Raw genomic sequence first — 15083 nt, 5'->3', positions numbered from 1 at the left:
TCATCCCGTCCTTATCTTTTTTGCGAGATGCCTGATTTCGAACGAAGGACATTCATCATCTCGAGTGATTTTCCTGTACCGATTGCGACACAATCAAGTGCGTTTTCTGCAACGAGTGTCAAAATACGTGTTTCGTCTTCGATGACAGCGTCGAGGTTCTTCAAGAGCGCCCCACCACCTGTCAGGACGATACCGCGGTCCATGACGTCTGCTGATAATTCAGGAGGTGTCTGCTCAAGCGTGTGCTTAACACCTGCAAGAATCGCTTCGACCGTATCTGAAAGTGCGTCACAAATTTCAGCACTTGTGACTTCGATCTGTTTCGGAAGACCTGTGACGAGGTCGCGTCCACGGATTTCCATCGTTTCGTTCTCTGATTCTTCATCGATGCGAGCATAACCGATCGTCATTTTCAACGTCTCAGCTGTCCGTTCTCCGATCATCAAGTTGTATTTTGATTTGATGTAACGAATGATCGACTCATCCATCTCATCACCACCGACACGGATCGATTGGCTCGTGACGATACCACCGAGTGAGATGACAGCAACTTCTGTCGTACCACCACCGATATCAACGACCATCGATCCTGTTGGTTCTGAAACCGGAAGACCTGCACCGATTGCTGCTGCGAATGGTTCTTCGATCGTGTATGCTTCACGAGCACCCGCAAGTTTCGCTGCATCTTCAACCGCACGTTTTTCGACCGATGTAATACCACTTGGTACACAGATCATGACGTTCGTCTTAGAAGAGAACAAGCCTTTTTTCTTTGAAGCTTGATCCATGAAATATTTGATCATCGTAGCGGTTGTTTCATAATCCGCGATAACCCCGTCTTTCATCGGGCGTCGTGCAGTCACGTTACCCGGCGTACGACCGATCATGTTTTTTGCTGCATTACCAACCGCCTCAATTTTCCCTGTATCCGTACGGAAAGCAACGACGGACGGTTCACGGACGACGATTCCTTGCCCCTTTACATACACGAGCGTGTTAGCCGTACCTAAGTCAATGCCGATTTCACGGCTGAATGATCCAAACATTATTCAAAAAACCCCTCTCTGAGAATACACTTCACTAATTATAACGGAAAAGCCTTCATTGGAAAGCGTTAAAACGTTACAGCTTGTTTACAGTTCGCCTTAGAAAACACACAAAAAAACGTCTGACGGAAAGAAACGAAACTTTCCCTTCAGACGTTATTCTTACATAAATCCGCGCTGTTTCATACTAATAAATTGTCCATGCCCGATGATGATGTGGTCAAGACAACTGATTCCAATGAGCCTTCCTGCCTCAACGAGCCGTTCGGAGACCTCGATATCTTCCCGACTTGGCGTCGGATCACCGGACGGATGATTATGGACGGCAATGAAGTTCGCAGCCGAGCAGCGAATCGCTTCCCGGAAAACGTCTCGCGGGTGGACGATTGACGTGTTCAATCCTCCAATGAATAACGTCTTTTTCGAGACAACCTCATTTTTCGTATTCAAATACAGGCAGATGAAATGTTCCTGTTGATAGAGGCGCATTTCTTCTAACAACAGCTCCGCTGCGTCTTCCGGTGAACGGATCGTCGGTCGAACCCACTTCGGTTCCGTGACGAGACGACGACCGAGTTCCAGTCCCGCCATGATTTGCAACGCCTTTGCCTTCCCGACCCCCGGTGCTTTCTCGAGTCCACCGACTCCGGCTGCCTCGAGTTCGATCAACGAAGGATAGATGTGCAGTAATTCTTCCGCGATTTCAAGCGGTGTCCGGTCGCGCGTCCCACTTCGGACGAGACACGCCAGTAACTCGACTGTCGTCGCTTGTGCCAAGCCTTTCAACTGAACCATATCCTTCGGCCATTCAATCACAGCATCCGACCTCTCTGTTTCAGGATTACGCAAACATCGGCTTGATTTCAAAGGACGCGAGACGTTTTGTGATCTCGTGGATCGGCAGTCCGACGACATTATAGTAATCGCCCTCGATTGCCTCGACGAACAGACCACCCATCGCTTGAATGCCATAGCCGCCCGCTTTATCATAGGGCTCGTTCGTCGCGATATAGCCTTCCATCCACTCGTCTGGTAATGAACCAAAACGGACGTGCGTCGTCACATCGAACGTCTCTTCCTTCTCTCCGAAGCGAATCGTCACGCCTGTCACGACTTCATGAGCACGTCCTGACAGACGCGCAAGCATCGCCCGCGCTTCAGAAATATCCGCTGGCTTCTCAAGAATCATATCGTCAATTGCAACGACTGTATCGGCAGCCAGAATGACCCCGTCTGTCATAATCGCTCGTGCTTTCTTTTGCGATAGATGACGGACGTATTCATGCGGGGACATCGGATACGGCGCTTCTTCGACGACATTCGCTGGTACGACTGCGTGAGCGATTCCGATTTGTTGCAGGAGTTCCGTCCGGCGCGGTGAAGCCGACGCTAGAATCAAGTGTGGTTGCGTTATCATTAGTATCACGTTCTTTCCCGTTAATTTCGAATCGGATAATTCGAGTCATCGAATAGTCTAACAAAAAACAAGCGGTCCCTAACAGCATAGGAACCGCTTGTTTTCTTTTAATTTCCTGTCACATCGACAAATGGATCCGACTTCGGCGTCTTCTCCTCGAGTGGCGTTTGCTTATCCGGCGTCAACTTCGTCAGGTCCGGACGATAATACGATTCAATCTCGACTGTGAATGAAAGCATCTCATCCTCAAGCAAAAGCGTTCCGCTACTCGGACCCGGTTCTTCCGGTCCCGATAACTGGATTTGGCGTAAGACCGTGATTCGATCCGTCCGCTCGATTTGTTTTAAGAATGCCATTAATTCAAGATACGACGGGGCTTCAACCGTCAATGATGCCGGAAGTGGCGTCGCATTCGCAGTGGTCGTTCCTGTCGCCGCAGCTGTTGTCGCTTGATCTTGATCAGACTCCGTCGCCATCGCTCCGTCAACGGCAGGCGTTGATGTCACCGGTGACTGTGACGTTGGCGTTGTAGTCGCCTGACCAAACGTGATCGACTGAACTTTGACACCGGCAATCTGACTTGACGCGTTGATCGCATCGATGACGTCATCATTTGACGGCGTCACCGGGACTTTTTGTTGCAGGAAGCTCGACTCAGCGACGTCGACTTTCTGTTCGTTCGCTTTCGCTTGCTCGAGCACCATCTGTTCTCGCTTGAGCGTCGCTTCTTTTTCTTGCAACGTTTGGTGTGTCGTATAGGTCGTATAACCGAAGTAACCGACCGCACCGAGAACGATTAAGATCGTTAGACCGAGGAGAATGAAGCTACTATAACGTTTCAATTGTCCGGCACCTCCTCGATTTCAGTCGTTACATTCGGATCAGTCGTCTCCGTCGTCGGATCGGTTGAAGGAGTCGCTTCCGTCGAGCTGTCCGTTTCCGATTCAGACGGCTGATCTTCTTTTGGTACTGCCGGATCAGCTTCGTTCGTTTCGCCTTTGACGACTTCCGTCGGGTTGACGTTCAACGAGAATTGTCCGATATAACGGGGTTCTTCAGATTTCGCATCATCCGATGGTGTGATTTCCGTCGTCGGAATTTCTTGCCCGGTCGTCGGATCAACCGTCGTCGTCGTAACGACATCTGCCTTTTCATTCATCGTCCGAGTCGTCACACTCGCAAGGTTCGTTCCTGAGAAGACTTTATCCGTCAACAATTCACGATAAAAATCGTTCAGTTCATCGAGCGTCTCGAACTGAGTTGTCATCGTCACGGCATGATCTGCCCCATAGGCGAATTGAAGAATATAACCGCGTTCCGGGAGATAACGGGTAATCCGTTCAAGCGTCGGTACGGCAGGGCGCGGCGTCGTCTCGAGTCCTTCGACCGTCTGTTTGAGTTGCGCGACTTCCTGCTTTGCCGATTGGTCCGATTCCGACTGCAACTGACGGACGATCTGGATTTGATCGTTCGTCGACTCGACGCGATCCGCGAATTGATCGGTTTGCCAGTAGAGATAACCACCAGCGAGTCCGCCGAACAACAACAGAATGAGTGAAGCGACAAGCGGATATTTCGGTGCTTCGTCGTTTTCCGGTAATAAGTTGATCCGGTCTTTTCGCGGTGAAGCAAGACCAGCGAGCGGTAAGTACGCTCGTGGAATTGACTGTCCGTCGATCGTCATCATATCTGGAATTTCATCGAGACTTAAATCAAAGTTCGACCGGAAACGTGTTGCCAGTTCATCACGGAACGGGAAGTCCCCGGCAAGGACGACATTCGTGATCTCTCGTCCTTCGCGCGCGAGCGAAAAACGATAGAAATCGAGTACTCGCGAGAACTCGAGCAACATCTCATCTAAGACGAGTTCGACCGTCGGATCATCCGACCGGTAACGATAATGCAATTGATCATCGATGACATCAACATCCCACGCGTCAGCCGCAAACGTGTCGACCGAGCGAATCAGACGCGGCACGTGATCTTCGATGATGATCAACTGATGATTCGTCGCATTCGCATTCCAAATCAATAACGTATCGGCTTCCGTTGCAACTGGGTGATGAGCTTCAGTCCCGAAGTAGGTCGCAAGTGGTTGAGGTTCAGCAGCAACCAGTCGCAAATGCTTTTGTTTGAACAGTTGCGTGTATTGCTTCAGCGCTTCGTTTGGGGCGGCATACAGCATGATTTCCCGCTTGCCGTCTTCTTCAAGAACTGTGTAATCAAAATATGGTTCTTCAAACGGCAAAACGATACTATGTCCGATCTCCATAAATAAATAGCCACGGATTTGATTCGTCTCGATCGTCTCCGGAATATCAAGTTTCCGGGCGAGAACGAGTGAACCGTCGAGCGCAAGCACCGCTTGCGAACCACGCGGTACTTTCAGTTTCGTCAGTAGCCCGTCAAAGATGAAATCAAGCGAGGCTTCCGGCTGTAACCAGCCTCCTTGAAGTGTTCCTGGCGGCAGCGCGACGACTGCCCGGCGCTTGATGACGCCTTTTTTGACGACCGCACCGAAGATTGCGACATCGGTAAAATTAAAGTAGATATAAGTCCCTTTACGCCGTTGCGCCATATGTACGTTCTTCCTTTCTTAAAGCAGTAAATCGAGGTACCACGATACCCAATCATCCGCAAAATAATATGTCAGTAATGTTCCGACGGCAATCGACGGAACGAAGGGAATGGGTTGTTTCCGCTTCACGCGTCCGAGTCCAAGTAATGTTAAGCCAAGAACGGAACCAACGAATGCCGAGACGAACAAGGCAATGACGACGTGAAGCGGTCCAAGGAAGATTCCGAGCAGTCCGAACAGTTTGACATCCCCTGCTCCCATACCACGACGGGAAGCAAGAAAGATGACGAATAATAGAACGAACCCAACGATTCCACCAATAATTGGATTATACCAGTTTTCGAGTGGAGAAAGGTAGCGCACAATCAAGGCAATCGGCAAAAAGATGAGCAAAATTTTATTCGGGATCAACATGTAGGCTAAGTCGGACATCGTCAGGATGAACAACAAGCTCGTCAGGACGAGTGTCAACGCGAGTTCCATCGACCAGCCGAACTGCCAGAAGGCATAGGCGTAAAGAATTCCTCCGAGTAGTTCAAGCGCTGGATACTTGATTGAGATCGACTGTCCGCAAGAGCGACATTTCCCGCCGAGCAGTGCGTAACCGAGTACCGGTGTTAGTTCGAGCGGTCCAAGAACATGTCCACACGTCGGACAATGGGAGCGCGGATGAACGATCGACTCCCCGACCGGGACGCGCAGACCGACGACGTTCGTAAACGACGTGATGAGTAAGCCTAACAAGAAAAAATAAACCGTGAAGACGATCGTCATGACACGACCTCCCTTTCAAAAAAGTTCAGAAAAAAACCCCCGAGGAGGGGGACAATCTTTTGTTCAGTTTACTCACTAGCTGAAGAGGATTTAGTGACATTATCACGCTTTAAGTAAGAAGGAGCTTCGTTTGTGAAGTAGTCTTTATCACCTTTAAGCGTAACTGTATAAGTATATTTTCCGTTTGTTGCTGCAGTAACTGTGACGTAAGCATCTTTGTATGCTGCATCTCCATTAAATGGATCTTTCATATCATCAATGTATTCATCCATTTTCGCTTCGTTGCTACCTGCTACAAATGGGTTGCTTTCACGATAAACACCAAGCTTGATCGATGATCCTGATTTAACTGGATTTGCTGAAGTATAGAGTTTAGAAGCAGATATCAATTGCTTCGCATCCGAAACAACTGCATCCTTACGTGAGTTCTCGATCAATCCACCGATTGCAACAACAGCGATTGCTGCAATGATTCCTAAGATAACAACAACGACGAGTAACTCGATCAATGTCAGTCCGCGCTCATCGCGCATTTGTTTTGCATCTAACCAGATTTCTTTTAAACGTTCTACCATTTCTTTATGCCTCCCTAGTACTTTTTCACTGTTTTTGGTTAGTAGGTAATACTATCCAGATGAATACTATTATAGTAGCACCATATTTTTTGTAGAATATGTCTTTTTTTCACATCAGGTAAATGTTTTTACAATTGTCAACTCGCTTGGATATCCGAGTAAATTTTAAACATTGGTACGACGACAGCGATGACGATGACACCGACGATTGCGGCTAAGACAACGATCAGCAACGGCTCAATGATCGATTTCAATCGATCTGTCGTTGTTTCAACCTCTGTCTCATAGAAGTTCGCGACCTCTGTCAGCATCGAGTCAAGACGTCCTGTCTCTTCACCAATGGCAATCATCTGCGTGACGAGAGGTGGAAAATATTTGTTTTTCTCAAGCGGTTCGTGCATCGGAATGCCACGTGCCATCGCTTCGTTGGCTTCGGCGATCCCTTTCCGGATAATTCGATTCGTGACGATTCGCTCCGTGATGTCGAGCGAGGCTAAAATTGGGACGGAAGCATTAAGCAGGACCGACAGTCCCCGGGTCATCAAGGCGATCTGCGACTTTTGGATCAGGGGACCAAAAACGGGAATAATCAATAAAAAGCGGTCGAAAAATAGTCGTTGGCGTTCGTTTTTTAAATTAAAGTACAGTAAGCCAATCAATCCAAAAGCAATTAACAACATGACCCACCAGTACGCGACGAAGAAATCGGATACTGCGACGACGAGTTTCGTGATCAACGGCAGTTCGCTCCCGAGTTGATCAAAAATCGACGCGAAGGTCGGGACGACGTTCATCATCAGGAAGACGACGACCCCTACCGCAACCAGCGAGACGACTGCTGGGTAAATCAGTGCCGAGATGACCTTTCGTTTAATCTCATACTGTTTTTGCAGCTGCGTCACGATATTCTCAAGTGCTTCCTCTAAGTTACCGCTCGCTTCCCCTGCCATCGCCATACTGACGAAAAACGTATCAAAGACGCGGGGATGTTTCTCGATCGCTTTCGAAAATTGAATTCCACTGCGTAAGTCATCCTCGACTTCAATCAGTGCTCGCTCAAGCGGCTTTGATTCCGTCTGTTTTCGAAGGATCTCTGTTGCCTTGACGATGGAGACACCCGACCGCACAAGCGTCGCAAACTGACGCGCATACATGACGAGATGTTCGATTTTCGGTTTTGGACTAAGAAACGTAATCTCCGTGTTCAGTCCTTTTGACTCCTGCTTCTCAAGCGATGTCACAGCGATCTGATCCGTTCGCAGTTTTTCTGCGGCTTCTCGTTTCGTCAGCGCCGTGATTTTGCCCTTCTTTCGTTTACCGGCCATCGTGCGACCTTCATACGTGAATACTGCCATGTTCTCACCCCGATATGTACGGTGTTGCAGCAGATGCCGGAATCAACCCTCGGCTGACGAGGTCCTGCAACGCCATTTGCATCGTCTGCATGCCATATTGTTTACCTGTCTGTAAGACAGATTGAATCTGATATTCCTTACCGGTCCGAATCAAGTTCGAGACGGCTGGTGTATCGACCATAATCTCGAGTGCCGCGACACGTCCTGTTCCGTCTGAGCGGGGCATCAAGCGTTGTGAGATGACGCCAGCAAGAACGTTCGCTAGCTGAGCTCGAATCTGGTCTTGTTGCTCTGACGGAAAGACATCGATGATCCGACTGACCGTCGAGGCAGCCGTCGACGTATGGACCGTCGCAAAGACAAGGTGACCGGTTTCAGCAGCCGTAACGGCAGTTGCGATCGTCTCAAGATCCCGCATCTCACCGAGTAAGATGACATCCGGATCCTGGCGGAGCGCCGACCGTAATCCGGTCGCGAAACGTGGCGCATCGATTCCAATCTCCCGCTGATCAATCAGACTTTTATGATGACTATGTAAGTATTCGATCGGATCTTCGAGAGTGATGATCCGTTTATACATCGTCTGATTGATTTCATTGATCATCGCTGCAAGCGTCGTCGATTTTCCGGAACCGGTCGGACCTGTCACAAGAATCAAGCCGTGCGGTTTCGTCAAAAAACGCTTTAGGACAGGAGGTAATGCTAATTGCTCAAGTGTTGGTACTTCTGTTGGGATTGTTCGAAATGCTATCGATAATGCTCCCCGTTGATAAAAACAATTGACCCGATATCGAGCAACACCCGGTACTCCAAACGAAAAGTCAATGTCACGATCTTGTTTTAATTGCTGATACATCTCATCCGTGATCAACGAGCGAACGAATCCATCAATGATGACTGGTTTCATTTTTTCTGTCCCGAACGGTGCTAACGTTCCATTAATTCGAAAAACGGGTGGTGATCCCGCCGTGATGTGGACATCTGATGCATCTTGTTCTTTGGAGGAACGTAGTATGTCCTCGATTTGGGCACGTTCAATCGTACTGTTCATTCAGAAATCACCGTCCGTAATATTTCTTCTGTCGTCGTGATACCTTGAGCAACTTTTGATAATCCATCTGCAAGCAAGAAGCGTTGTCCTTGGGATTTGACACGCGCGGTAATTTCGCCCTCTGTCGATTGATTCATGATCATCCGGCGTAAAACTTCATCAATCATGATCACTTCCTGAATCGCGACGCGTCCACGGTATCCGGTCATGTTACACGACGGACAACCACGTCCCCGCATGACCATCGTCGCCTCAATTTCCTCTTGATCAAATAATTCCTGTTCTCGCGTCGAAATTGGATGTACTTCTCCACAATCGCGACACACTCGACGAACGAGCCGTTGCGCGATCAATCCACTGACGGATGCAGCAACTAGGAACGGTTCGACACCCATATCAATCAACCGAGTGATAGAACTGACGGCAGAGTTCGTGTGCAAGGTCGAAAGGACAAGGTGACCTGTCAGCGAGGCACGAATTGAAATCTCAGCTGTCTCGATATCCCTGATTTCTCCGACCATGACGACGTTCGGATCCTGACGCAAAATGGAGCGGAGACCGCTCGCGAATGTCAGACCAATTTTTGCATTAACTTGCACCTGATTGATGCCGTCAACTTGGTACTCAACTGGGTCTTCGACGGTAATGATATTGCGTGACTCGTCATTCAACTCATTCAACGCTGCATACAACGTCGACGATTTCCCGGACCCGGTCGGACCGGTGATTAAAATGATTCCATTCGGTCTCTTCAGCATATCTCGAAATTGTGATTCGTTACGCGAACTAAAACCGATTTTTGAGATTGAGATATTCGAGTTCGAGCTGTCGAGAATCCGAATGACGACCTTTTCGCCGTAAACGGTCGGTAAGGTTGAAACCCGGAAGTCATACGGCAAACCATTGAAGACGTACTTGATTCTTCCATCTTGTGGCAGACGGGATTCTGTAATATCAAGTTCACTCATGACTTTGATTCGTGTCGTCAAGATGTTTTGTACTTGTTTTGGATAGTTGTTTTCCGTCCGAAGTTCACCATCGATCCGAATTCGAATCGTCATCGACGATTCTTGCGGATCCATGTGAATATCTGACGCACGTTGTGCAATCGCATTTTCAAGAATTTGATTGACGAGACGAATGACAGGTGCCTCTTCTCGATTCACGACGTCGGCAATCTGTTCATTCGTCATGACATCGTCTGATTCGAGCAATTCCCGTAACGAGGAATCAATATCGTAATATTTTAGAATCGTTCGTCTGACTTCTTCACGTGTGGCAATTCCGACGTCAATCAAAAGACCAGTCTGCATCCGTAAATCATCAATGGCAATCAAGTCTAAGGGATCAGCCATTGCAATGAATAGTCGATTTCCTTCCCGATAAATCGGAACAAGATTGTGGCGTTGAGCTAAGTCTTTCGAAATCAATTTCGTGACAGCGACATCTACCGGGTAGTTATACAACTGAATGATTGGGATATTAAGTTGATGGTGCAAAGCTTCCAATAGCTGTTGTTCCGTCAAATGACCTAATCGTAACAGGGCATCTCCCAATTTTTCAGTCGATCGTTTGATGGTCAACGCCTCATTCACTTGCGCTTCTGTCACGACACTCTCTTCAATCAACATCTCACCCAAACGCTTTCGCTTCATTGCCATTTAAATCGTCATCCTTCCGCGTGCCATGTTTCTTCTGCTTCTAACACATTCGGTCGTTGTTTCTTTTCATCAATCACACTTGTCACAGCAGCCGTGATGACACCTAACATGAAAATTCCGACCGGTACAAGTGGGTTCGTCATCCAGTCAAGCTGAATGCTGAAATAAATCAAGGTCACGATGACAATCGTTGCCATCGATAAAATCGCCTTAGCTGCCATCGAAGTCACATATGGAATCGTGACGGCGAACATCAAACCACATACAATCGTAGCTAGTCCGATGATGATTCCTAATTCAATCGCGATCGTCGTCCAGTTCATCGCTGTTTCCCCTTTCTTAGCCGACAGGTTCACCTGTCGTTTCGTCATCGACCGGTGATGCGGGATCACCTGTCTCATCACTACTTGGAGATGTTGGTGATGTCGGAATATCCGGTGTCGATGGTGATTCAGGTGTATCTACATTCGTATCTGGTTCTGTCGTGTCAGTTGCTGGCGTATCTGTAGATGGTGTATCAGTCGCTGGCTCTGTCGTATCCGTTCCGTTATCGTCTGTCGTTTCATCGACGGGTGGCGTTACCGGTACAGGTTCAGCTTGGTTACTTTTCGTGACGATCGCAGGGATCGCTGCGTAAAAGTCGAGCGCTAACAGCTGCTTCTTCTCACCTTTCGCTGATTTTACAACGCGATAGACCTCGATGGATTTCCCATCTTCCCCAGCTTGTGTGTCACTTGTTGATCCGGCTGTCAAAGTCGCCGAATAACGTGTGATTGTCCGATATGGAATCGTTTTTTCGCCTTCTAAGACTGTAGTGACCGTTTCTTTAAATGGTGTTCCCCTAAGTTCCAACGTAACGTCACTGCCATTTTGAACTGCGACCAGACGATACGAAATGGCTTGGGTATTACGGACAGCAAAGTCTGTTTTTTCATCAATCCGCACATCATAACCGAGTGTGATTCCGTCCGGTAACGTGGAATGCGGCATCCGTTCCACAATCTCAAACGGTGTTTTTGCAAACAATTCATACAATTTACTACCGACGTAGGATCCAGCGACAGCGTCCATGCCGTATGTTTTAACGTTCATCAGTTGTCCTGCTTTAATTTCAACGTTTGCCATTGCAGTAACCATTTGTTCTTCTGCAACAGACCGTGTCGTAAAGGCGACACTTGAGACGACCGTCTCAGAAGGATCAGCCGCTGATTCTGTTTTAGCAGGATCGTAGTTTCCTTCTGTTAATGTCTTGCTCGTATTGATTAACCATTTTTCAAATACTTGCTTTTGTTCAGGTGTGTAACTGATCGGTTGTGATGCTAAGTAACTCTCTAAATTTACTTCATCAATTCGAACGACCAAATCGCCACCTTTTTTCAAAGATGCTTTTTTGACCGCCGCCGCAACATCAATTGCTACGACATTCGTTGGAATCGGAGTTGTTTCTTCCCCGGTTCCGGTCGTCAGTGGTGTCTTCTTCGTCCATTCTGTCACTGCTTTTTCAACAGTTGACTTCGCTTCGTTCCGTTCCATACCATTAACGGGTACAGATCCGATTCGTGCCGTTTCAGAGAATGTCGTAGTTTCTGTCGCTTTGCCCGTAAATGAAATCAAGGCAAACGAAGGTACATAGATGAGGGCGACGAGTAAAACGAGTAAAAGAGTATGTACAGCAAAACGCTTAAAATTGATCATCATCTGTTTCCTTTCTGTATCAATTAATCATTTCAGGTATCTAGTATTTCCATTATAATGAATGGATAAGTGAAAGCGTAGCCTTTTCCTTACATATACTGTTTTCTTTTGCATTTTAAAAATATGAGGCATTATATCTATTCTTCAAAAGGAGTTCTTTTCATGATCCAGAAGGAAAATGGTTTTTCTTTAATCGAAGTACTTGTCAGCGTCGTCATCTTATCAATCGTGTCGATTGCCTTAATCAGTATTTTTTCTCAATCTTTACGTTCGAGTCACTCTAGTATGGACGAGACGACAGCGGCTAATCTGACTTCCTACGCGGCTTCTTACTTACAACGAGAAACACTTGTCAAAACATCTCCTTTATCCTTCAATTACTTAAAGACTCAAGTCGGAAAAAGTACGTTTGATATCTGCCCAACGTCTGATACTAACGTAGCGATCTGTAATCAAGTATTCGCACCTGTCGTCAACGGAACACAATACCGAATCAACCTACAAGTTAATTCAACTACAAGTAACGATCCTCGTTTGTTGAATACTACCTTAACGATCAAAAAGGATCAGTCGAATGATATTCTATTTTCCTTAAAAGGAGTCTTAAGTAATGAACAGCTTAATCAAGAATTTCCGTTTGATTTATCGGCACGATGAAGGATTATCACTGATTGAGATTTTAGTCAGTATCGTCATTGCATCGATACTGAGTGCGGTCGTTTTAACCGTTTTTCTACTTGGTGCAAAAAGTTTTAAGGAAACGGATGCCATCAGTGACGTTCGAACGGAGGCGGATATCATGATTAGTTCCGTCTTATCTGATATTACAACGAGTGGTTACGATTTCGTACGATTGAGCGAAGACGGCCAGACGTTATCGCTTTATGATGCAACTCCGTTAAACGTCGATCCCGATTCAGGATTACTCGTTCGAATCAATGATCAGAACATGATCATGAATCCGAAGCCCATTAAAGTTCTTCGGTTTGGTGAAGGGGCGCTGGCATTGACTGATTGGGAAGACGAGTTACTGTTATCGAATACGGATAACGCTTCTCAGTTTCGAATTAAAAAAGCGACTCCGATGACAATCAATGGTGTCACCTATTACCAACACGGAATATTAGAAATTTCTTTAAAAATTCAATCCACGCAAGAAGAGAAATTACTTTCCCTTCAGAGTGGTATCGGCTTCTAGAGGTGAAATATTAACTATGAAAAAACAAGAAGGCTATACTTTGATTTTTGTCCTCGTTACACTAGCAGTCGTCTCAACACTTGCCCTTGTCGTCATTGGTATCAATCTGCAGACGAAACGTTCAACAGAAATTCGAAAAACAGAAGTCTCCATCTCTTATGAAGCCCGTTCGTTACTAAACGAAGGGGTTGCGAAACTATACAATACCTTTCCGACGACACGTCCTGTTTCAGCTGACTTTAAACAACAACTCGAACAATTGATGTATTCACCGAACACGACAACACCTGTTACATACGACAGTCTCTTAAAAAAAGGGACACAGTCGATCGGAACGTATGAATACAAACTCGTGACTTCAGCAAATGCATCAGTAAAAGATCTCGACAACGTCAAAATCGTCGAAATCACAGCCATCGTCTCTTCTCATATTTCAGATCAACCGGAACTGAAACGAACGTATACGCAACGTGTCTCGCTCTCGACACTTCCAAGCTTTTTGTATCATGTACTCGGCTCGGAAAATCAGCTGACACTCAACGGTGCCCCGAGCATCAAAGGAAATGTCTTTTCGACTAAACCGATTCGCTTATCACAAATCCCACTTTTCTCTTACAAAGGAACTGCTTATTCGCCATCTATCGCTGGCAACTGGACAGCAAAACCAATCATCGAAGGCGTTATCAATGTCAGTCCGCCAACGCCAAACCCTACTTTAAAACCGTTTGAGATTTGTAATACGGCGAATAAGTTCTGTAGCGAATCCGTCTCTTCTTGGCAAGACGCTTCGGAACCCATCTCCTCATGGCTTGATGCTTCTGAATTGACACGCGTCGTCTCAACACCGTACGAGTTCTCGTCACTCAACTATCTATACTCGTTTATCGAGTATTTACATCGACATAACTTACCGATTCAGGAATCAAATATCGCTACAGTCGATAAACAAATCGATGTAGAAAAACTACGAACTGCATTGCCACAAACGAATGGGATTAAAGTTCTTCCGATTACTGCGACAAGTACCGTCTTTGACGAGAGTCTGACCATCGACAATCCAAACGATAATTTGCTCGTCACCAACGCTAGTTATACAACGCCTTTATCAGCAATTTTACTCGATCAAGATATCGGTTTCTCAGAAAGTCCACTTATTCTAAATGGTAATCTATCGATTCAGAGTGTACGTACGCTATCGAATCCGCTGAAAATTTCTCGTCCTTTGATTGTCATCGGAGATTTGAAAATAAGTGGGAACGTGGCCTTTAATACGACGATCTTCGTTCTTGGAAAAACGACGATTGACGACGCGAACATTTCATCGATTGAAAACAACTCGATGGTTCTGCTCAGTAAAGGCGAGTTGTTGATTAATCGATTTGATAAATTCTCGCAAGCTACAAATGAGATCGAAGCCTTTTTATACAGTGATGCGATGACGAATAATCGAATCTATACCGTTGGATCGAACTTATCGATTTCCGGTGGATTATTTACGAAAGGTAATTTAACGATCAACACATTCCGTGGTAGCTTTACGACAACGACCAATCCGACGGATTTAACAGAGTTCGTTTCCCGGATGCGTAGTTCGGGTGATCGTCAACAATCACGTCTTCAACTGAATTACGATGCCAACATCATTAAAAACCAACTTTCTTCATTACCTGTGACCGATCGCATTCATCTGTACGTCGAACCTCCTCAACGGAAAGATACCCAATAAAAAACAC

15 protein-coding genes are annotated in these 15083 nt (G+C 46.6%); 3 read left to right on the top strand and 12 right to left on the bottom strand.

What is annotated here, in order from left to right:
• Positions 1 to 11 precede the first annotated feature (11 nt).
• The 12 genes from Q9R23_RS06350 to Q9R23_RS06295 form a co-directional block, all read right to left on the bottom strand.
• A complete protein-coding gene (locus tag Q9R23_RS06350) occupies positions 12 to 1046 on the bottom strand; it encodes a rod shape-determining protein (protein WP_029342258.1) in 1035 nt (344 codons plus the stop codon).
• A gap of 162 nt (positions 1047 to 1208) precedes the next feature.
• Positions 1209 to 1841 (bottom strand): RadC family protein, encoded by a 633-nt coding sequence (radC, locus tag Q9R23_RS06345; protein WP_050677672.1) that lies wholly within the window; start codon positions 1839 to 1841, stop codon positions 1209 to 1211.
• A gap of 46 nt (positions 1842 to 1887) precedes the next feature.
• Positions 1888 to 2463, bottom strand: a complete 576-nt coding sequence (locus tag Q9R23_RS06340) for a Maf family protein (RefSeq protein ID WP_214853032.1) — start codon at positions 2461 to 2463, stop codon at positions 1888 to 1890.
• 107 nt (positions 2464 to 2570) lie between these two features.
• Positions 2571 to 3305 (bottom strand): YfgM family protein, encoded by a 735-nt coding sequence (locus Q9R23_RS06335; RefSeq protein WP_311246629.1) that lies wholly within the window; start codon positions 3303 to 3305, stop codon positions 2571 to 2573.
• Positions 3302 to 5041 carry a fimbrial assembly protein gene (locus Q9R23_RS06330; protein ID WP_311246628.1) on the bottom strand — a complete coding sequence of 580 codons (1740 nt, stop codon included), beginning with the start codon at positions 5039 to 5041 and terminating at the stop codon, positions 3302 to 3304. The genes Q9R23_RS06335 and Q9R23_RS06330 overlap by 4 nt, the downstream gene beginning before the upstream one ends.
• An 18-nt stretch (positions 5042 to 5059) precedes the next feature.
• On the bottom strand, positions 5060 to 5815 hold the full coding sequence (locus Q9R23_RS06325; RefSeq protein ID WP_149427676.1) for a prepilin peptidase: 756 nt from the start codon (positions 5813 to 5815) through the stop codon (positions 5060 to 5062).
• Positions 5816 to 5883: 68 nt separating this feature from the next.
• Positions 5884 to 6390, bottom strand: coding sequence for a type II secretion system protein (locus tag Q9R23_RS06320; RefSeq protein ID WP_311246627.1), 507 nt, complete (start codon positions 6388 to 6390; stop codon positions 5884 to 5886).
• A gap of 137 nt (positions 6391 to 6527) precedes the next feature.
• On the bottom strand, positions 6528 to 7745 hold the full coding sequence (locus tag Q9R23_RS06315; protein WP_311246626.1) for a type II secretion system F family protein: 1218 nt from the start codon (positions 7743 to 7745) through the stop codon (positions 6528 to 6530).
• A 4-nt stretch (positions 7746 to 7749) separates the two neighbouring features.
• Complete coding sequence (locus tag Q9R23_RS06310; protein WP_311246625.1) at positions 7750 to 8796, bottom strand: type IV pilus twitching motility protein PilT; 1047 nt, start codon at positions 8794 to 8796, stop codon at positions 7750 to 7752.
• On the bottom strand, positions 8793 to 10457 hold the full coding sequence (locus Q9R23_RS06305) for a GspE/PulE family protein (protein ID WP_311246624.1): 1665 nt from the start codon (positions 10455 to 10457) through the stop codon (positions 8793 to 8795). Before Q9R23_RS06305 ends, Q9R23_RS06310 begins: the two co-directional genes overlap by 4 nt.
• A gap of 8 nt (positions 10458 to 10465) precedes the next feature.
• On the bottom strand, positions 10466 to 10780 hold the full coding sequence (locus tag Q9R23_RS06300; protein WP_311246623.1) for a hypothetical protein: 315 nt from the start codon (positions 10778 to 10780) through the stop codon (positions 10466 to 10468).
• A gap of 16 nt (positions 10781 to 10796) precedes the next feature.
• Entirely contained in the window at positions 10797 to 12155 is a 1359-nt protein-coding gene (locus tag Q9R23_RS06295; protein WP_311246622.1) for a VanW family protein, read from the bottom strand.
• A gap of 159 nt (positions 12156 to 12314) precedes the next feature.
• Here Q9R23_RS06295 and Q9R23_RS06290 point away from each other — a divergent pair, with 159 nt between their 5' ends.
• From Q9R23_RS06290 to Q9R23_RS06280, 3 genes are read left to right on the top strand one after another with little or no spacing between them, the layout of a single operon-like run.
• Entirely contained in the window at positions 12315 to 12809 is a 495-nt protein-coding gene (locus Q9R23_RS06290) for a type IV pilus modification PilV family protein (RefSeq protein WP_311246621.1), read from the top strand.
• Positions 12763 to 13350, top strand: a complete 588-nt coding sequence (locus Q9R23_RS06285) for a PilW family protein (protein ID WP_311246620.1) — start codon at positions 12763 to 12765, stop codon at positions 13348 to 13350. The genes Q9R23_RS06290 and Q9R23_RS06285 overlap by 47 nt, the downstream gene beginning before the upstream one ends.
• Positions 13351 to 13366: 16 nt before the next feature.
• Positions 13367 to 15076, top strand: coding sequence for a type II secretion system protein (locus Q9R23_RS06280; RefSeq protein ID WP_311246619.1), 1710 nt, complete (start codon positions 13367 to 13369; stop codon positions 15074 to 15076).
• The last annotated feature ends 7 nt before the right edge of the window (positions 15077 to 15083 follow it).

Origin of the sequence: Exiguobacterium sp. BRG2 (genome assembly GCF_031844245.1) — a bacterium.
In the GTDB taxonomy this organism is placed as follows: Bacteria; Bacillota; Bacilli; order Exiguobacteriales; family Exiguobacteriaceae; genus Exiguobacterium_A.
Note: the sequence above shows the minus strand (reverse complement) of the source record. Positions and strands in the feature narration are given on the sequence as shown.

Coding starts and splice junctions, on each gene's coding strand:
- Q9R23_RS06350 (WP_029342258.1), bottom strand. CDS start 1,046: ATGTTTGGATCATTCAGCCGTGAAATCGGCATTGACTTAGGTACGGCT.
- Q9R23_RS06325 (WP_149427676.1), bottom strand. CDS start 5,815: ATGACGATCGTCTTCACGGTTTATTTTTTCTTGTTAGGCTTACTCATC.
- radC (WP_050677672.1), bottom strand. CDS start 1,841: ATGGTTCAGTTGAAAGGCTTGGCACAAGCGACGACAGTCGAGTTACTG.
- Q9R23_RS06310 (WP_311246625.1), bottom strand. CDS start 8,796: ATGAACAGTACGATTGAACGTGCCCAAATCGAGGACATACTACGTTCC.
- Q9R23_RS06315 (WP_311246626.1), bottom strand. CDS start 7,745: ATGGCAGTATTCACGTATGAAGGTCGCACGATGGCCGGTAAACGAAAG.
- Q9R23_RS06295 (WP_311246622.1), bottom strand. CDS start 12,155: ATGATGATCAATTTTAAGCGTTTTGCTGTACATACTCTTTTACTCGTT.
- Q9R23_RS06300 (WP_311246623.1), bottom strand. CDS start 10,780: ATGAACTGGACGACGATCGCGATTGAATTAGGAATCATCATCGGACTA.
- Q9R23_RS06280 (WP_311246619.1), top strand. CDS start 13,367: ATGAAAAAACAAGAAGGCTATACTTTGATTTTTGTCCTCGTTACACTA.
- Q9R23_RS06290 (WP_311246621.1), top strand. CDS start 12,315: ATGATCCAGAAGGAAAATGGTTTTTCTTTAATCGAAGTACTTGTCAGC.
- Q9R23_RS06285 (WP_311246620.1), top strand. CDS start 12,763: ATGAACAGCTTAATCAAGAATTTCCGTTTGATTTATCGGCACGATGAA.
- Q9R23_RS06340 (WP_214853032.1), bottom strand. CDS start 2,463: ATGATAACGCAACCACACTTGATTCTAGCGTCGGCTTCACCGCGCCGG.
- Q9R23_RS06305 (WP_311246624.1), bottom strand. CDS start 10,457: ATGGCAATGAAGCGAAAGCGTTTGGGTGAGATGTTGATTGAAGAGAGT.
- Q9R23_RS06320 (WP_311246627.1), bottom strand. CDS start 6,390: ATGGTAGAACGTTTAAAAGAAATCTGGTTAGATGCAAAACAAATGCGC.
- Q9R23_RS06330 (WP_311246628.1), bottom strand. CDS start 5,041: ATGGCGCAACGGCGTAAAGGGACTTATATCTACTTTAATTTTACCGAT.